The following is a 17,563-nucleotide window of genomic DNA, read 5'->3' as shown; positions in this document are numbered from 1 at the left end:
CCATGCATCGGTTGCTCGCAAGACAAATCCGCCAGGCGACGGACGAATCCGGACAGGTCGATGTGACCAAGCTCTGTGAGCTCGTCGGCGCGGCCTATGAGGAGAGCGATCGGGATCGCCGCCGCACCGACCGTGCGATCAAGCTGATGATCGAGGAGCTCGAACAGACGCACAAGCGCGCCGAGCAGGATCTGCTGCGGGCGCGCGAATTCCTCGACAGCATCATCGAGAACATCCCGATCGCGGTATTCGCCAAGGATGCGAAGGACTCCCGCTACGTCCTGCTCAACCGCGCCGGCGAAGAATATTACGGAATGCCGCGCGAGGAGATGCTGGGCAAGACTCCGGAGCAGATCTTTCCGGACAGTATCGCCCGCGTCGTCAACGAGCAGGATCGCCGCGTCGTCGACAGCGGCTCGCCGATGTTCCTGGAGGGACATCTGCTCGAAGTCGGCGTCAAGGGCCGCGATCGTCTCGTCAACTCGCGCAAGCTGCTGATCAGGGACGGTGCGGGCGCGCCGCAATATCTGGTCGGCGTGATCGAGGACATTACCGAGAGGATCACGAACGAGGCGCGGATCAGCCATCTCGCGCATCATGATGCGTTGACCGACCTGCCGAACCGTAGCGCCTTCAACGCCGCGCTCGACGAGCGGCTGGAGCGGGCGCAGGAGGCGGCGACCAGTTTTGCCGTGCTCAGCCTCGATCTCGACCGCTTCAAGGAGGTCAACGACGTATTCGGCCATCCCGTCGGCGACATGCTGATGCGGGCGGCGGCGGACCGGCTTGCCGCGGAAGCCGACGGTGCCTTCGTCGCCCGGATCGGCGGCGACGAGTTCATGATCCTGATGCCCGACGACATCAACCGGGAGGACGTTCTGGCGCTCGCCGAACGCCTGGTCGAGACGATCGGCAAGGAGCTCGAGGTCGACGACTATCTCCCCCATGTCGGCCTCAGCATCGGCATTGCGTTCTATCCTGATGACGGCGTCAATGCCGCCACGCTGCTCGCCAACGCCGATTCAGCGCTCTATCGCGCCAAGCGCGAGGGCAGGGGACGAGTCCGCTTCTTCGAATCCGAGATGGACCAGGAGCTGCGCGACCGCAGGCTGTTGCAGCGCGATCTGCGACAGGCGCTGGAGCAGAACCAGTTCCTGGTCTACTTCCAGCCGCAGGCGCGGGTGGATGGCGAAGTCATCGGCTTCGAGGCTCTGCTGCGCTGGAACCATCCGACACGCGGCTTCGTGCCGCCGGACCAGTTCATTCCGCTTGCCGAGGAGATTGGGCTGATCGTCGAGATCGGCGAATGGGTCTTGCGCGAAGCGTGCCGCGAGGCGGCGTCCTGGCCGCGTCCTTTGCAGGTCGCCGTCAATCTGTCCCCGGTCCAGTTCCAGGCCGGCGATCTCGAACGTTGTATCCACCAGATCCTGCTGGAGACCGGGCTTTCGCCGACGCGGCTCGAGGTCGAGATCACCGAGGGCGTGCTGATCGGCGATTTCACCCGCGCGCTCAACCTGCTACGGCGGCTGAAGGCGCTCGGCGTCCGCATCGCGATGGACGATTTCGGCACCGGCTATTCCTCGCTGTCCTATCTCCAGTCCTTCCCGTTCGACAAGATCAAGATCGATCGCGGTTTCATCTCCAATCTGGAGGCGTCGCCGCAATCGGCCGAGATCGTCCGCGCGGTCCTGAGCCTCGCGCACGCGCTGAACATCCCGGTCATCGCCGAAGGGGTGGAGACGGAAGCTCAGCGGGCCTTCCTGGCGCGCGAGGCCTGCGAGGAGATGCAGGGCTATCTGGTCGGCCGGCCAGACCTGATCGAACGCTATCTCGATCTGATCGGCGTGACCGTGGAGCGCCGGCTCTACGCCTAGCCCAAGTCCAGCGGCGCGGTTCCGGGCGTCAGCCCGACACCATTTGGAACTTTGACCCGGACATATATTTCCTAATAGCGAGCCGAGGCCAAGCGCCGCGGGGGGCGCAGCAAATCTTTTGCACTACCGCCATCGGCCTGACGTAAATAGGGGCAATAAGCTCTGCGAATGCGAGGGAGGGTCTCATGGAGAACGTACGTCGCTACCGGGCGCTGGCGTCCCTCTGTCGTCAGCAGGCGGCTTACCGGCCGCTTCAGAACTGGGAACTACTCGGCCAGGCCGAACATTTCGAGTATCTCGCCGAGGTCGAGCTCAAGGCGCATTTCGACGCCTGCAACGCGAAGCACGACGAGGGCGCCGCAGCGCCCGAGGCCTGGGAGACTCCGGTCGCGGCGTGACGGTGCCTGTTGGTCTCAATGCGACATCAGCGTCGGGACCGTCATGGCTTCCAGCATGGCACGGGTGACGCCGCCGAGAACGCGTTCCTGCAAGCGCGAATGGCCGTAGCCGCCCATCACCAGGAGATCGAGCCCCTCGTCGGCCGCCAGCGACAGGATGGTCGGCTGGATGTCGGCGCGCGTCGCCGACAGGCCGACCGTGCGCGTCGACAGTCCACGTCGGCCGAGATGTCTTGCCAGATTGTTCGCTGACGCTTCGTCCGAGACCGCTTTGGCTTCGTTGATGGTGATGATCACGATCTCCTCGGCGCGCGCCAGGAATGGCGCTGCGTCGTGCACGGCACGGGCCGCGACGCGGCTGCCGTCCCAGCAGATGCCGATCCGCCCTGCCTTGAACGCGCCATGGAAGGTGTAGGGCAGGAACAACACCGGGCCGCCGGATTGGAACAGGATCTCGCCGGGTACGTCGTTGTCGAACGAGCCGTGCGCAGGCTCGGGCTGAAGCACGACGCTGAGGTCGTGCAGCCGCGCCATCTCGCCGAGCGAGCCGGCTGCATCCACCGGGATCGCGCCGAGCGGACGGCAGGCGTAGGAAATGCCGGCGTTCGCCGCTTCGATCTCGAACACCGAGAGGGCCGCCTCGGCCCGCTCCACGGCGCGCTCGCGTTCCAGCTCGAACACGGCGGCAACCGCAGCGCCGCCTTCCATCACATAGGCTGCACTGGTTGCGACATAGCCGACCGCGACCGCGTCGAGATGGGCGTTGAACTGCGCTGCCAGCGAAATCGAGCCATCGATCGCGGAGCGCATGGGACGTTCGGTGGGAATGTGAACGAGAATATCTTTGTACATGGGGGCGCCTCCGATGAACATCATCCGGTGGCCGCAGTTTTTCACTGCCCGAAGGACTTGCGTTGAGCTGCATCAAATGTGCAGGGACGATCTTCTCATGGCACCCGCCCGCACGTTCTTTGCCAAGATTTAATCGGACGGACGGGACGTCGTAAGGTGACGATGTCCATGTTGGATGCAAGGCGACAGCTTCCAACATGGACATTTCGACATGAACGATCGCGTCAATTCCGGCACCCCGACGTCCCGCAAGATCCTGAAGCCGCGCCGGCTCGCGCTGCTCGGCACCGTGGCCGCACTCGGCGTGGCCGTGCTGGCGGCCTCTCCAGGCTCTTCAAAATTCGGGCCGAGCTCCTTCATTGCGCCGGCGGAGGCTTCGGAATCCGCCGCGACGCCGCCGGGCTTCGGTGATCTCGTCAGCAGGGTCAAGCCGGCCGTCATCTCGGTGCGGGTCAGGATCGACCAGGACAGCGACAAGAGCGCGATGCTGCAACAGAACCGGATGGACTCCGACGAGGGCTCGCCGTTCGACCAGTTTTCGCGGCAGTTCGGCTTCCGTTTCCCCGGCGGCCCGAACGGCATGCCGCGCCAGCGCCATCAGACGATGACAGGCGAAGGCTCCGGCTTCTTCATTTCCGCCGACGGCTATGCCGTGACCAACAACCACGTCGTCGACCACGCCACCTCGGTGCAGGTGACGTTGGACGACGGCACGAGCTACACCGCGAAGGTCGTCGGCACCGATCCGAAGACCGATCTCGCGCTGATCAAGGTGGACGGCAAGACGGACTTTCCGTTCGTCAGATTCTCCGACCAGAAGCCGCGCATCGGCGACTGGGTGGTCGCGGTCGGTAATCCCTTCGGTCTCGGCGGCACGGTGACCGCCGGAATCGTCTCGGCCAGTGGCCGCGACATCGGCAACGGTCCCTATGATGACTTCATCCAGATCGACGCGCCCATCAACAAGGGCAATTCCGGTGGACCGGCCTTCGACATGAGCGGCAACGTGATCGGCGTGAACACCGCAATCTTCTCGCCCTCCGGCGGCTCGGTCGGCATCGGCTTCGACATTCCGGCCTCGACCGCAAAGCTCGTGGTCGCGCAGCTGAAGGACAAGGGCGCGGTGACCCGCGGTTGGCTCGGCGTGCAGGTCCAGCCGGTGACGTCGGAGATCGCCGACAGCCTCGGGCTGAAGGAAGCGCGTGGCGCCATCGTCGACACGCCGCAGGATGGCAGCCCGGCGGCGAAGGCCGGCATCGCGGCGGGTGACGTCATCACCGCCGTCAACGGCACCGCGATCAAGGACTCCCGCGACCTCGCCCGCACCATCGCCACGATTGCGCCGGGCAGTTCGGTGAAGCTCGACGTCTTCCGCAACGGCGGGATCAAGACACTGACGCTCGCCCTCGGCGAGTTGCCGAACGAGCGGCAGGCCAAGGCAAATGGCGGCGCCGACGGGGGCATAGAGCAGCCGAGCGCCGGCACGCCCCGTCTCGGGCTCGGTCTGGCTCCGGCCGGCGACGTCCAGGGTGCCGGCCAGAAGGGCGTTGTCGTCACCGAAGTCGATCCGCAAGGACCGGCGGCGCAGCACGGCATCCAGACCGGCGACGTCATCCTCAATGTCGGCGGCAAGCCCGTCGCCAATGTCGGCGACGTCCGCTCGGAGCTGGCGCAGGCCAAATCATCCGGCAAGCGCAGCGTGCTGTTGCAGGTCAGGAGCGCCGAGGCGACGAGGTTCGTCGCGGTGCCGCTCGCCTGAGGCGACCCGTGTCTTCCCAACAAGCCAAAGGGCGGCCCTCGGGTCGCCCTTTCCTTTGCCGCCAGGATGTGCGGCAAGAGCGGATAACATTCTCGTTAACGGCAGCGATGGTGACCCGGTTCATACGAAAAAGCCGCGTTCGGCCATCACAGTTCCGAGTCGTGGATATGCTCGGCGGCACCGAGGCCGTCGAGAGTTGCAAGCGTGGAACTTCGAACCCGCCGCCGTCTTGTGGAACTGGCCGGTGGTTCGCACTTGATCGGTGCCGACATGGATCGATTGAAGCTCTCGCTAAGGGGGGCGCTGCTTGCGGCGCCGTTCGTGCTCTGGGGTGGAAACGCGCTTGGTCGCGATGACGGCCGCTACGCGGACTCGCCCCTCAAGCCGTGGTTCGACAGCCTGCGCAGCCACCTCGGTCCTTGCTGCTCGGACGCCGACGGTTTTGCCGTCGCCGATCCCGACTGGGAGTCGCACAACGGGCACTATCGCGTGCGGCTCGACGGGGAGTGGGTCGAGGTGCCCGACGAAGCTGTCATCACCGAGCCGAACCGCGCCGGCCGCACCATGGTATGGCCGGTGAAGACGGCTTTCGGAGTCTCGATCCGCTGCTTCATGCCGGGCAGCATGATCTGAGACAGGTCAGCATCAGCGCTTGCTGGATTTGCGCTTCGACGATTTCTTGGCTGTCTTCTTCGTCGTCCGCTTCCTGGTCGTCTTCTTGGACGTCTTCTTGCTGGCATTCTTCGGGACCTTCTTGCCCTTCTTGCGCGCCTTCGACAGCCCGATCGCGATCGCCTGCTTGCGACTCTTCACGCGTCCGCCACGGCCTTTGCGGCCGCTCTTGGCCGTGCCCTTCTTGTAGCGGCGCATCTCGCTTTCGACATCGCTGCCGGAGCTGCGTGAGTAGCGGCGCTTCTTTGCCTTGCGTGCCATGCATGTTCTCCCTTGGCCGGAAGAACCATTCGACACGGGCATGGTTCCGAAAGAGCGCGCCACCTTCCAGGCGAAAGCCTAGAAGGAATTCGCCAGCTCGATCTCCGCTTCCAGCACCTGGATGCGTCGCGCGGCCTCGGTGGAGGACAGGTCGCGCGCATATTGTGCGGGCTGATAGGCCTCTTCGCTCAGCCGTTTCAGTCTCAGCCCCTGCGCCCGGGTCATCTGCTCGGCGAGAAAGATCCTGGCGTCGTATTTACTTTGAACCTGCATCTGGCATCTCCGTCCTGAATTCGTGGCTTGACTATATGTTCTTATTTTGTTCTAACAAGCCATGGACAACAGAATTAATGAAATTCGACGTAAGATCAGTGCCTTGAGGCTGGAGATGGCCGACGTCGAGGCGTCCGTGCGCGCTTCCGTCAACGGCGATCGCGATTGCACCGGACAGGCCCTGGCGCAGATGGATCTGCGCCGAAAGGTCAATTTGCTGATCGGGGAATGGAAGGCCGCCGGCGGTGCCGATGTCCTGCCCGACGTCCGCGACCGCGTGCGCCTTCATCTCGTGAAGACAGCCGGTATTCCCCAGCGCGCGAGCAGACGGCGCTGAAATCTTTGAGGGGGCGCCGTGGATGACGACCCGGACACTTACCGGATCTTGAGGTTGCGCGCCGAGATTCTCGAACTGGGCTCCGCCATCCGGCAGTTGCAGCGCGCGGGTCTTGATGATGCTGCGGCCCAACTTCTGATCGGACGCAAACGGGCGCAGCTCGATCATCTCGTGAAGACGAATGCTGAGGGGCGCGGGCTCAATCTCGGAACGCGCCGGCCGCCATGAGCTGACGCCTGACCATTTGGTGCTCGATTGCAGACTGAGCACCAAGAAAAAGGCCCCGCGTCGCCGCGGGGCTTTTGATGTCGTGCCGGGCTGGGCTCACTTGGTGTTGGTCATGCCCTTGCTGGTCTTGTTCGTCATGGTGCCGCCCTGGTCGGAGCCGGGGCCCGAACCGCCCTGGCCGGAGGGATCGGCGCCCTTGGACGCCTTGGTGTTGGCGCCGGTGGTCTGCGACGACGACATCGACGATCCATGTTTCGCCTTGTGCGACTTGGCCTGTGCGGCGAGCGGCGCGGCGGCGAGACCGGTCGCCAGCATTGCGGTGAGAACGAGCTTGGTCGTTGTCATGCGAGGGAACTCCCTGGGTTAAATTGACGCAGGCAGCCAACCGCCATTGAGCGCAGGAGTTCCCGACAAAGCCTTCGTGCGCTTTGCGCACGCTTCAAGATTGCTTGTCCTCGGCGAGGATGAACACGACGCCGGTGAGTGTCGCGCCGATGGCGAAAGTCGTCACCAAGGTGAGAGCGAAGATGATCGCGGCCTGGTTTCCGCCGTGACTGAGCAAGCCCGCGACGGCCGGATTGCAGAGGATCAGCGCGAGACTGAAGGCGAGGCCGAGGGCTGCGCCCATCAAGGTATGCGTCATCAGCCTGATGAGGCCGGTCGCAGAGATCAAGTCCGACGACTTTTTTACGCGCATGGGAACAGCATCCCGATTTGGCATGCAAACGCGGGCGATAATTCGCTGGTTCCAATTGAATGAAGGAATTGTCATCAACGGCTTCATCCGACGTTCATGCCGGGCTTGCGAGGATGAGCACCAGCAAAACGGGAACATCGACATGGGTAAGGTAGTCTTTCTTTACCGCTCGCTGGCCTATCGCAACGCGGCCGCGGACATTCTGCGCAAGGCGCGCAAGCTGCCTCGCGGGGCGGAGCGAAGCGCGGCTCGCCGCTATGCCAGGGCGCTACGAGATCTCGCCCAGACGGAAGCCTGGCTCGAAGGGCGGGTTGCGCGCGAACCGCGGACGATGCGACGCATGATGAGCGCGGCGTCCGGCTGATGCTTTTCAGCTCTCTCGACGCGAGCCGGTCGCGATTTCGCTGAAAAACGCTTTAGCCGGATGCGCGCTGCAATTCGGCGGAGCCGGCGTCCTCGAACTTGCCGGATGCGGGCGCCGCCGCCGTCTTGCGTGTCAACGGCACCTCCAGCCGGCACAACAGGCCTTCGGCTCGCCAATCGAACTTGGCCTGTCCACCAAGCTGGGACTCCACGCTCGCCAGCAGGCTCCGCGTGCCGAAGCCGCGCGATTTCGGAGTCATGACGAGCGGGCCGCCGGATTCCTCCCAGTTCAGCGTCAGCAATTGGTCCTCGACCTGCCAGCCGATCGTGAGCCGTCCTGACCTGGTCGAGAGGGCGCCGTACTTGGCCGAGTTGGTGAAGAGCTCGTGGAGGGCGAGCGCCAGCGTCTGGGCCGTTGCCGGCAGTAATTGGACCTCCGGACCTGCCAGGATGATCTGGCCGCCGAGCGAATAGGGCGCCAGCTCCTCGTCGATCAGCCTGGAGAGCTCGGCACCCTGCCAGCTCGACAGCGACAGGATGGTGTGCACGCGCGCCAGCGCGTTGATGCGTCCCTCGACGGCGTTGACATAGGCCTTGACCTCGTCGGCCCGGGTGAGGCGCACGATCGACTGCGCCAGCGCCAGCGCGTTCTTGGCGCGATGATCGACTTCCCGCGCCAGCAGATTCTGCCGTTCCTCGGCACGCTTGCGTTCGGTGATGTCCACGGTGACGCCACTCACGCGCACGACGCGACCGCTATCGTCCACCGTCGCTGCCGCCGTGCCGACGCACCAGCGCACTTCTCCGTCGGGCCGCATGATCCGGAATTCGGTCTCGTAGGCCCGCGTGCCCCGGTTGAACTCGGCGATCGCCTTGCGCAACTGGTCGACGTCATCGGGATGCAACAGCGCCTGAACGTTGGCCGGGTTGACCTCGAAGCTCTCGGGGCTGACGCCGAAGATGCGATATTGCCCTTCGTCCCACATCCAGTCGCCGCTGATCCAGTCCCAATCCCAGGATCCCATCTTGCCGGCGGCGATCGCCATGCTGCGCCGCTGCTCGCTCTCGCGCAGCTTCGCCGTGGAGTTCTCCAGCTCCGCCGTGCGCGCGCGGACGCGATCCTCCAGCTCCTGGTTCAGCCGTTCGAGCTCGCGGGTCTTGCGGTAGAGCTCGGCGAACACCTTGATCTTGGCGCGCAGGACTTCCGGCACGACCGGGACCGGCACGTAGTCGACCGCGCCCATCTCGTAGCCGCGCAGCCGGTCGATGTCGCTGACCTGGATGGCGGAGATGAAGATCATCGCGGTCTTCTGGAAGCGCGGATGCTCGCGGATCATCGCGGCGAGCTCGAAGCCGTCGAGCTCGGGCATGCAGACGTCGACCAGGATCACCGCGATCTCGGTCTTGAGCAGCACCTCCAGCGCCTCGCGCCCCGACGAGGCGATCACGAGGTTCTCGCCGAGGTCCTTCAAGATCACCTCATAGGCGAGCAGCTTGGCCGGCTGGTCGTCGACGAGGAGGATGTTGACCTTTTCGTGGTCCATTCTCGGGTCCAACTCAGCGGTGCAGCCACATGCGGATCGCAAGCAGCAATTGATCGGTGTTGACGGGTTTGGCGAGATAGTCGGACGCGCCGGCCTCCAGGCACTTCTCGCGGTCACCCTTCATCGCCTTGGCGGTCAGCGCGATGATCGGAAGACGGGCGAAGGCCGGGTTTTCGCGGATGACACCGATGGTCTGATAGCCATCCATCTGCGGCATCATGATGTCCATCAGCACGATGGCGATTTCCGGATTGGATTCGACCAGCGTCACCGCCTCGCTGCCGGTCGTGGCCGTCAGCACTTTCATGCCGCGCCGTTCCAGCACGCTCGACAGCGCGAAGATGTTGCGGGCGTCGTCATCGACGAGCAGGGCGGTCTTGCCGATCAGGTCCTCGTCGGAACTGTTCAGCTTCTCCAGCATGCGCTGCTTCTCGACCGGAAGTTCCGTGATCACGCGATGCAGGAACAGTGCGGTCTCGTCGAGCAGCCGCTCCGGCGATTCCACGCCCTTGACCACGATGCTGCGGGCCATGGTGTGGAGTTCCGCGTCCTCCTCCGCCGAAAGCTCGCGGCCGGTGAAGACGACCACCGGAACGTTCGACAGCGCCTCGTCGTTGCGGATCTGGTCCAGCACCTCGAAGCCGCTCATGTCGGGCAGGCGGAGGTCGAGCACCACGCAGTCGCAGGGCGCCTCGCGCAGCGTCGAGAGCGCTCCGGCGCCGGTGTCCGTCGTCACGATCTCGATGTCGTCGTGATGCAGCAGCTCGCGGATCGAGAGCTGCTCGGCCTCGTTGTCCTCGACGATCAGGAGCCGCTTGCGCCTGGGACGTGCATATTCCTTGATCTGCGTCAGCGCGGCGGAAACGCCTTCGGTCGTCGTCGGCTTGTTGACGAAGGAGAACGCGCCACGCGCGAGCGCATGCTGGCGGTCTTCGTCCAGCGTGATGATCTGCACGGGAATGTGGCGGGTCAGCGGATTGTGCTTGAGCTGGCTCAGCACGGTCCAGCCGAGCATGTCGGGCAGGAACACGTCGAGCGAGACGGCTCTCGGCTGGTATTGCTTGGCAAGCTCCAGCGCCTCCGCGCCGCGGGCGGCGACGAGCACCTTGAATCCCTTGTCGCGCGCGAGGTCGACCAGCACGCGCGCGTAATGCGGGTCGTCCTCTACGATCAGGAGGATGCTGTCGCCGGGCTCGAGGTTGAGCCGGTCGTCGGGAAGCTGCTCGATGACGCGCTGCTCCGGCGCGGCCGTCTGGAGCGCCGGCGGCTGGTTATGCTGCTGCGGCGCAGGCGCCGCGCGCGGCGCCAGCGTCGGGCCGGAATATTTCAGCGGCAGGTAAAGAATGAAGGACGACCCCTTGCCGGGCGAGCTGCGCAGATGGATCTCGCCGCCGAGCAGGCTCGCCAGCTCGCGGCTGATGGCGAGGCCAAGGCCGGTGCCGCCGTATTTCCGGCTGGTGCCGGCGTCGGCCTGCTGGAACGCCTCGAAGATCAGCTTCTGCTTCTCCAGGGGAATACCGATGCCGGTATCGGACACTTCGAACGCGATCACGGCCGGCGCGGAGTTCAGTACCGGGTGATCCGTTCCCCAGCCGCCGAGCGCGCCGGCGACCTTGAGGCGAACCTCGCCCTCGGCGGTGAACTTGAAAGCGTTGGAGAGCAGGTTCTTCAGAACCTGTTGCAGGCGCTTGGAGTCGGTGACGATGCTGCGCGGCAGGTTCGGATCGATGTCGATCTTGAACGACAGATTGCGGTTGTCCGCCTCGTGCCGGAACGGCCGCCCGACGGTATCGAGCAGGTTCGCGGTCAGGATTTCCTCGGCGTCGACCGTCACCGTACCGGATTCGATCTTGGACAGGTCCAGGATGTCGCTGATCAGATTGAGCAGGTCGGTGCCGGCGCCGTGGATGGTGCGGGCGAACTCGACCTGCTTGGCCGAGAGATTGCCGTCCGGATTGTCGGTGAGCTGCTGTCCCAGGATCAGGATCGAGTTCAGCGGCGTGCGCAGCTCGTGGCTCATATTGGCGAGGAATTCCGACTTGTACTTCGAGGTCAGCGCAAGCTCGGTCGCCTTTTCCTCCAGGGCGCGGCGGGCCTGCTCGATCTCCTGGTTCTTGCGTTCGACCTCGACGTTGCGCTCGGCGAGCTGCTGCGCCTTCTGCTCGAGCTGGTCGTTGGTCTGCTGCAATTCGCGCTGCTGGGTCTGCAGCTCGCCGGCGAGCTGCTGCGACTGCTTGAGCAGGCCTTCGGTCTGCATCGTCGCTTCGATCGAATTGAGCACGATGCCGATGGAGTCGGTGAGCTGCTCCAGGAACGTCATCTGCGAGGTCGTGAAGGAGACGAGCGAGGCGAGCTCGATCACGGCCTTGACCTGGCCCTCGAACAGCACCGGCAGCACGACGAGGTTCTTCGGTGCGACGCGGAACAGCGCCGAGTTGATCGGCACCACGTCGGGCGGAATGTCGGCGACCACGCGCGGCCGCTTGTCGAGAGCGCATTGGCCGATCAGGCCGTCGCCGAACTGCAGGACGCGCTGATAGGGGTAGATGCCGTCGCTGGCGTAGGAGGCCAGCAGCAGGAGCTGCGGATTGTCCTCGTTCTCGACCTGGTAGATCACGCCGGTATGCGCATTCACCAGCGGCGACAGCTCGGTCAGCAGCAGCCGGCCGACCGTGGTGAGGTCGCGCTGGCCCTGCAGCATGTTGGTGAATTTGGCGAGGTTGGTCTTCAGCCAGTCCTGCTCGGTGTTCACGTCCGTCGTAAGACGGAGATTCGTGATCATCGTGTTGATGTTGTCCTTCAGTTCGGCCATTTCGCCGCGCGCATCGACCTGAATCGAGCGCGTCAGGTCGCCCTTGGTCACGGCGGTCGCGACCTCGGCAATGGCGCGCACCTGCGAGGTCAGGTTGGCGGCGAGCAGGTTGACGTTGCCAGTGAGGTCCTTCCAGGTGCCGGCCGCGCTCGGCACGTTGGCTTGGCCGCCGAGCCGGCCTTCGACGCCGACCTCGCGCGCCACGCTGGTCACCTGATCGGCAAAGGTCGCGAGCGTCTCGGTCATGTTGTTGATCGTGTCGGCGAGCGCGGCGACTTCGCCCTTCGACTTCACGGTGAGCTGCTGCTTCAAGTCGCCGTCGGCAACCGCGGTCACCACCTTGACGATGCCGCGCACCTGTTCGGTCAGGTTCGCCGCCATGAAGTTCACGGTGTCGGTGAGGTCCTTCCAGGTGCCGGCGACGCCGGGCACCTGGGCCTGGCCGCCCAGCTTGCCTTCGGTGCCGACCTCGCGCGCCACGCGCGTCACTTCGCCGGCAAAGGCGTTGAGCTGGTCCACCATGGTGTTGATGGTGTTCTTCAGCTCGAGGATTTCCCCCTTCACGTCCACGGTGATCTTGCGCGAGAGGTCGCCGCGCGCGACCGCCGTGGTCACTTCGGCGATGTTGCGGACCTGTGTGGTCAGGTTCGCGGCCAGGAGGTTGACGTTGTCGGTGAGGTCCTTCCAGGTGCCGCCGACGCCGGGCACGACGGCCTGACCGCCGAGGCGGCCCTCGGTGCCGACCTCGCGCGCGACGCGCGTCACTTCGGCGGCGAAGGAGCGGAGCTGCTCGACCATGGTGTTCAAGGTGTCCTTGAGCAGCAAAATCTCGCCGCGCACGTCCACCGTGATCTTCTTCGACAAATCGCCGCCGGCGATCGCGGTCGCGACCTCGGCGATGTTGCGGACCTGGGCCGTGAGGTTCGAGGCCATGAAGTTGACGTTGTCGGTGAGGTCCTTCCAGGTGCCGGCGACGCCGGGCACCTCGGCCTGGCCGCCGAGCTTGCCTTCGGTGCCGACCTCGCGCGCCACGCGCGTCACTTCGCCGGCAAAGCCGTTGAGCTGGTCCACCATGGTGTTGATGGTGTTCTTGAGCTCGAGGATCTCGCCCTTCACGTCCACGGTGATCTTGCGCGACAAGTCGCCGCGCGCCACTGCGGTGGTCACTTCGGCGATGTTGCGGACCTGGGCGGTGAGATTGCCCGCCATCGAGTTCACGCTGTCGGTGAGGTCCTTCCAGGTGCCGGCGACGCCGGGCACGTTGGCCTGGCCGCCCAGGCGGCCTTCGGTGCCGACCTCGCGCGCCACGCGCGTCACTTCGCCCGCGAAGCGGTTGAGCTGGTCGACCATCGTGTTCAGCGTGTCCTTGAGCTGAAGGATCTCGCCGCGCACGTCCACGGTGATCTTGCGCGACAGGTCGCCGCCGGCGATCGCGGTCGCGACTTCCGCGATGTTGCGGACCTGGGCAGTGAGGTTGCCCGCCATCGAGTTCACGCTGTCGGTGAGGTCCTTCCAGGTGCCGGCGACGCCGGGCACGCCGGCCTGACCGCCGAGCTTGCCGTCGGTGCCGACCTCGCGGGCGACGCGCGTCACTTCGCCGGCGAAGGCGTTGAGCTGGTCGACCATCGTGTTCAGCGTTTCCTTCAGCTGAAGGATTTCGCCCGACACGTTGACCGTGATCTTCTTCGACAAATCGCCCTTGGCGACCGCGGTCGCGACCTCGGCGATGTTGCGGACCTGGCCGGTCAGGTTCGAGGCCATCGAGTTGACGCTGTCGGTGAGGTCCTTCCAGGTCCCGCCGACGCCCCGCACGACGGCTTGGCCGCCGAGCTTGCCTTCGGTGCCGACCTCGCGCGCGACACGCGTGACTTCGCCGGCGAAGGCGTTGAGCTGGTCCACCATGGTGTTGATGGTGTCCTTCAGCTCCAGGATCTCGCCGCGCACGTCCACCGTGATCTTCTTCGACAAGTCGCCGCCGGCGACCGCGGTCGTCACCTCGGCGATGTTGCGGACCTGGGCGGTCAGGTTCGACGCCATCGAGTTGACGCTCTCCGTCAAATCCTTCCAGGTGCCGGCGACGCCGAGCACGTTGGCCTGGCCGCCGAGCCGGCCCTCGGTGCCGACCTCGCGTGCCACACGCGTCACTTCGCCGGCAAAGGCGTTGAGCTGGTCGACCATGGTGTTGAGCGTCTCCTTCAGCTGAAGGATTTCGCCTGAGACGTTCACCGTGATCTTCTTCGAGAGGTCGCCGCTCGCGATGGCCGTGGCGACGTCGGCGATGTTGCGGACCTGCGCGGTCAGGTTCGAGGCCATGAAGTTGACGTTGTCGGTGAGGTCCTTCCAGGTGCCGGCCACACCGGGCACCTGGGCCTGGCCGCCGAGCTTTCCTTCGGTGCCGACCTCGCGCGCCACGCGCGTCACTTCCGAGGCGAACGAGTTGAGCTGGTCCACCATGGTGTTGATGGTGTCCTTCAGCTCCAGGATTTCGCCGCGCACGTCCACCGTGATCTTGCGCGACAGGTCGCCGCGCGCCACGGCGGTGGTGACGTTGGCGATGTTGCGCACCTGGGCGGTCAGGTTGCCGCACATCGCGTTGACGGAATCCGTCAAGTCCTTCCAGGTGCCGGCGACGCCGGGCACGATGGCCTGGCCGCCGAGCTTGCCGTCGGTGCCGACCTCGCGCGCCACGCGCGTCACTTCGGAGGCAAAGGAGCGGAGCTGGTCCACCATCGTGTTGATGGCTTCCTTGAGCTGCAGGATCTCGCCGCGGACGTCCACCGTGATCTTCTTGGACAGATCGCCGTTGGCGACCGCGATCGTCACCTCGGCGATGTTGCGAACCTGGTTGGTCAGGTTGTTCGCCATCGAGTTGACGCTCTCGGTGAGGTCCTTCCAGACGCCGGTCACCTCGGGCACCTGGGCCTGGCCGCCGAGCTTTCCTTCGGTGCCGACCTCGCGCGCCACGCGCGTCACCTCGGAGGTGAACACGCCGAGCTGCTTGATCATGGTGTTGACGATGGTCGCCGACTGCAGGAACTCGCCGCGCAGCGGACGGCCGTCGACGTCGAGCTTGACGGTCTGGAGCAGGTCGCCTTGCGCGACGGCGGCGACCGCGCGCGTCACCTCGCGCGTCGGCCACAGCAAATCGTCGATCAGCGTGTTGACGGAGCCTTCCATGTCGGCCCAGGAGCCCGAGGCGAGGCCGAATTTCACGCGCTGCCGGGTCTTGCCTTCGCGGCCGACCACCTGGCCGACCAGCTCGAGCTGTTGCGCCATGCGCTGGTTGGCGGCGATGATTTCATTAAAAGTGTCGGCGATCTTGCCGTCGATGCCGAGATAGTCGCCGCTCATGCGCACGGAGAAATCGCCACTCCGCATCGCCTGCAGGGCGAGCAGCAGTTCAGCCCGGGAATCCGGATCCGACATACCGTTGGCTTTTGGCTTTGGGACGCGACGACCGGACCGTGATGCAGCTCCGGGATCGAGGTCGCTCATACTGATTCCCCCGCAAGCCTTGGCCGAATCCAAGGCAGACGCATTGGTCAAAATAGAGCGTCAGCCAAATTCGAAATCAAGCGCCAAGGTGCGACGCGAGGAATGGAACCTGCCTTGCTCAGCCCAACGAAAATAACGGATCCCCCGATTTGGTTCCATGCGCAGCCGGCAGAGAAATGAGGTCCGGGGCCCCGCCGTCTCCTTGGCCCCATTCCCGGCCTCCTTCGGAACGCAGCGCCAAGTCTCGCGGTTAGCCCGAAAAGAGGGAGAACGGACATGAAAGCAGGACTAGCCGCGATCGTCGTCGTGCTGTTTGCCGGATCGGCCTTGGCGCAGGGCGGTGCGCCCAGCGGCCGTGGCGCGGTGACCGGCGATCCCGCCGCCAGCTCGGCCAGCCCACGGGCCGATACGCCGACCACGGGGGCCGCAACCAGGTCGAACCCAAGCGGAAGCGGCACCTCGTCGTCGGGCGGCAAGGACGACAATGGTGATGCGGGCCGGGACAAGATGCCGGAGAGCGACCGCACCGTGCGGCCGCACAGCCAGCAGAATCATCCGAACGACAAGTAAGGGGGTTACTTGTCGGCCATGGTGCGCTCGGCATCCTTGACCTGCGCGCGCAGCAGCGGGAGCTGCTCGCGCGCGAAGGCTGCGAGCGCGGCGTTGTCGGGCGCCTTCAGGTAGCTTTCGAGCAGCTTGATGGCCGATTCGTATTCGGGAATCTGGGAGGCATAGAAGCTGCGGATGTAGGTCGGCCCGTCCGAAGCGTCGGGCTCGACCAGGCTGGCGCTGACGGACGTCGTCTTGCCAACGCGCGGCTCCGCGCCAATCGTCTCCTGAATCTGCTTCAGCGCCTTGTCGCGTTTGGCCGCTTCCTCGGCCCGCAAGGCGGCGAGGTTCTTGACCTCGGTGTTGCCCTTCAGATCGGTGCTCTCGAGCAGACCCTGCTGAAAGCGGCTGAAATCGTACAGGCCGCCGATGACGTCCGTTGCGTTCGGCGGACGGTCGAGCGGCTTGCGTTCGCCGGTGCTGTCGGCAAGCGCAACAGTGCTGATGAATGCCAATATGATGGCGACGAGAACTCGCATCGATATCAACCGCGGATGGCGGGCGAAGTTCCCCGAACGTTACGATGCGGTAAGGGCATTGCGACCTCGGAGTTCCGTCCCCACGTCTTCCCGATGAAACAGTCTGACATCTTCAGGGACAACGCCGACAATTGCCTTCAGCTCGCCGAGCGCGCCGAGGGACAACCCGCCCACAAGCGCTTTTCGCGCATGGCGGACGCCTGGACGGCGCTCGCCCTCGAGCAGGACTGGCTGGATGGCGAGATCCCGCCCGTCGCGGCCCGTCCCCCTCAACATCGGAGCGCGTGAGGGCTCGCCTTTTCGTGAGGGCGCGTGTGAGACCGCTCACGGAATGCAGGCGTCCAATCCAGGATGATCAGGGATAGTCAATCGCGTTGGTTTCGATTCCAGAAGGAGGTTTTGCGATGGCTCCACGTCTGGCTCTGCTTTCACTCATTCTCGCCTTTGGCGTCTCGGTCGCGTTTGCGACGGTGACGACGGTGCGTCAGGTGCATCTGGAAAGGACGCCCCCCATCCACGCGGCGCACAGCTAGCATAACGCCGGAACATTCGAGGCCGCAGCGCGTAACCGCTTCGAGACATTAGAAGAGGCTAAGGCACATCATGGCCCATTCCGACCACGGCATCGTCAAGGACAAGCGGGCGGAGGAGCAGCCGCGTGACAAGCAGCGCGCGCAATCCGTGCACAAGACCGATCCGCAAAACGCCGATGCGAAAGGCTCACCATCGCGAGAGGCGACGCGCGATCCCAAGCTGAACGACAACAGCAAGACTCCGGGCTCCGGCATGACACCGGACGATTCCGGCGGCGCGCCGAGCGGCTAGGCGTCGAGCTACTCGAGGAACGGCAGATTTCGCGCGAGGAACGAATCTTCGCGCGTGGAGTCGACAGGTTGCTTCCGGTTGTCAT

At 64.9% G+C, this 17,563-nt stretch carries 19 protein-coding genes; 11 read left to right on the top strand and 8 right to left on the bottom strand.

Translation table 11 applies throughout. The features are described from left to right. Nucleotides 1-2 precede the first annotated feature (2 nt). A complete protein-coding gene (locus RPS27_RS37255) occupies nt 3-1,874 on the top strand; it encodes a putative bifunctional diguanylate cyclase/phosphodiesterase (RefSeq protein WP_249131530.1) in 1,872 nt (623 codons plus the stop codon). Nucleotides 1,875-2,059: 185 nt separating this feature from the next. Beyond that, nucleotides 2,060-2,272, top strand: a complete 213-nt coding sequence (locus tag RPS27_RS37250) for a hypothetical protein (protein ID WP_194406698.1) — start codon at nt 2,060-2,062, stop codon at nt 2,270-2,272. A 15-nt stretch (nt 2,273-2,287) separates the two neighbouring features. On the opposite strand, the gene RPS27_RS37245 is transcribed toward RPS27_RS37250, so the two are convergent. Beyond that, on the bottom strand, nt 2,288-3,124 hold the full coding sequence (locus RPS27_RS37245; protein ID WP_212065493.1) for a universal stress protein: 837 nt from the start codon (nt 3,122-3,124) through the stop codon (nt 2,288-2,290). Nucleotides 3,125-3,335: 211 nt separating this feature from the next. Between RPS27_RS37245 and RPS27_RS37240 the strand changes: the two genes are divergently transcribed. Then, entirely contained in the window at nt 3,336-4,883 is a 1,548-nt protein-coding gene (locus tag RPS27_RS37240; RefSeq protein ID WP_212065492.1) for a Do family serine endopeptidase, read from the top strand. A 270-nt stretch (nt 4,884-5,153) separates the two neighbouring features. Beyond that, nucleotides 5,154-5,516 carry a hypothetical protein gene (locus RPS27_RS37235; RefSeq protein WP_194408207.1) on the top strand — a complete coding sequence of 121 codons (363 nt, stop codon included), beginning with the start codon at nt 5,154-5,156 and terminating at the stop codon, nt 5,514-5,516. A gap of 12 nt (nt 5,517-5,528) precedes the next feature. Here RPS27_RS37235 and RPS27_RS37230 read toward each other — a convergent pair whose 3' ends face one another. Further along, nucleotides 5,529-5,816, bottom strand: coding sequence for a DUF6496 domain-containing protein (locus RPS27_RS37230; RefSeq protein ID WP_212065491.1), 288 nt, complete (start codon nt 5,814-5,816; stop codon nt 5,529-5,531). A 78-nt stretch (nt 5,817-5,894) separates the two neighbouring features. Then, nucleotides 5,895-6,089, bottom strand: a complete 195-nt coding sequence (locus RPS27_RS37225) for a DUF3072 domain-containing protein (protein WP_212065490.1) — start codon at nt 6,087-6,089, stop codon at nt 5,895-5,897. Nucleotides 6,090-6,204: 115 nt separating this feature from the next. Here RPS27_RS37225 and RPS27_RS37220 point away from each other — a divergent pair, with 115 nt between their 5' ends. Both RPS27_RS37220 and RPS27_RS37215 read left to right on the top strand, forming a co-directional pair. Then, entirely contained in the window at nt 6,205-6,426 is a 222-nt protein-coding gene (locus RPS27_RS37220; RefSeq protein ID WP_249131478.1) for a hypothetical protein, read from the top strand. An 18-nt stretch (nt 6,427-6,444) separates the two neighbouring features. After that, nucleotides 6,445-6,654, top strand: coding sequence for a hypothetical protein (locus RPS27_RS37215; RefSeq protein ID WP_259204790.1), 210 nt, complete (start codon nt 6,445-6,447; stop codon nt 6,652-6,654). A gap of 96 nt (nt 6,655-6,750) precedes the next feature. Here the strand turns inward: RPS27_RS37215 and RPS27_RS37210 are convergent, their stop codons facing one another. Both RPS27_RS37210 and RPS27_RS37205 read right to left on the bottom strand, forming a co-directional pair. Beyond that, nucleotides 6,751-6,999 carry a hypothetical protein gene (locus RPS27_RS37210; protein WP_194406705.1) on the bottom strand — a complete coding sequence of 83 codons (249 nt, stop codon included), beginning with the start codon at nt 6,997-6,999 and terminating at the stop codon, nt 6,751-6,753. Between the two features lie 94 nt (nt 7,000-7,093). After that, complete coding sequence (locus RPS27_RS37205) at nt 7,094-7,351, bottom strand: hypothetical protein (protein ID WP_212065488.1); 258 nt, start codon at nt 7,349-7,351, stop codon at nt 7,094-7,096. Here RPS27_RS37205 and RPS27_RS37200 point away from each other — a divergent pair. Continuing rightward, on the top strand, nt 7,350-7,715 hold the full coding sequence (locus tag RPS27_RS37200) for a hypothetical protein (RefSeq protein ID WP_249131476.1): 366 nt from the start codon (nt 7,350-7,352) through the stop codon (nt 7,713-7,715). The two genes, RPS27_RS37205 and RPS27_RS37200, sit on opposite strands and share 2 nt — an antisense overlap. Nucleotides 7,716-7,767: 52 nt before the next feature. Here RPS27_RS37200 and RPS27_RS37195 read toward each other — a convergent pair whose 3' ends face one another. Then, nucleotides 7,768-9,258: an HWE histidine kinase domain-containing protein gene (locus RPS27_RS37195; protein ID WP_212065487.1), complete on the bottom strand. Its 1,491-nt coding sequence runs from the start codon at nt 9,256-9,258 to the stop codon at nt 7,768-7,770. 13 nt (nt 9,259-9,271) lie between these two features. After that, a complete protein-coding gene (locus RPS27_RS37190; protein ID WP_212065486.1) occupies nt 9,272-15,565 on the bottom strand; it encodes a HAMP domain-containing protein in 6,294 nt (2,097 codons plus the stop codon). A 276-nt stretch (nt 15,566-15,841) separates the two neighbouring features. Between RPS27_RS37190 and RPS27_RS37185 the strand changes: the two genes are divergently transcribed. Further along, nucleotides 15,842-16,135 (top strand): hypothetical protein, encoded by a 294-nt coding sequence (locus RPS27_RS37185; protein WP_211419343.1) that lies wholly within the window; start codon nt 15,842-15,844, stop codon nt 16,133-16,135. Nucleotides 16,136-16,140: 5 nt separating this feature from the next. Here RPS27_RS37185 and RPS27_RS37180 read toward each other — a convergent pair whose 3' ends face one another. Next, nucleotides 16,141-16,653, bottom strand: a complete 513-nt coding sequence (locus RPS27_RS37180) for a DUF4142 domain-containing protein (protein ID WP_211419342.1) — start codon at nt 16,651-16,653, stop codon at nt 16,141-16,143. A gap of 93 nt (nt 16,654-16,746) precedes the next feature. Between RPS27_RS37180 and RPS27_RS37175 the strand changes: the two genes are divergently transcribed. From RPS27_RS37175 to RPS27_RS37165, 3 genes are all read left to right on the top strand, one after another. Further along, complete coding sequence (locus RPS27_RS37175) at nt 16,747-16,941, top strand: hypothetical protein (protein ID WP_313755024.1); 195 nt, start codon at nt 16,747-16,749, stop codon at nt 16,939-16,941. Between the two features lie 116 nt (nt 16,942-17,057). Then, complete coding sequence (locus RPS27_RS37170; protein WP_283818346.1) at nt 17,058-17,186, top strand: hypothetical protein; 129 nt, start codon at nt 17,058-17,060, stop codon at nt 17,184-17,186. Nucleotides 17,187-17,256: 70 nt separating this feature from the next. Beyond that, nucleotides 17,257-17,478 (top strand): hypothetical protein, encoded by a 222-nt coding sequence (locus RPS27_RS37165; RefSeq protein WP_194406713.1) that lies wholly within the window; start codon nt 17,257-17,259, stop codon nt 17,476-17,478. Nucleotides 17,479-17,563 lie beyond the last annotated feature (85 nt).

Source organism: Bradyrhizobium sp. WYCCWR 12699 (assembly GCF_032144035.1).
Classification (GTDB): Bacteria; Pseudomonadota; Alphaproteobacteria; order Rhizobiales; family Xanthobacteraceae; genus Bradyrhizobium.
The sequence above is the reverse complement of the archived record's forward strand: the minus strand, read 5'-3'. Positions and strand labels throughout refer to the sequence as shown.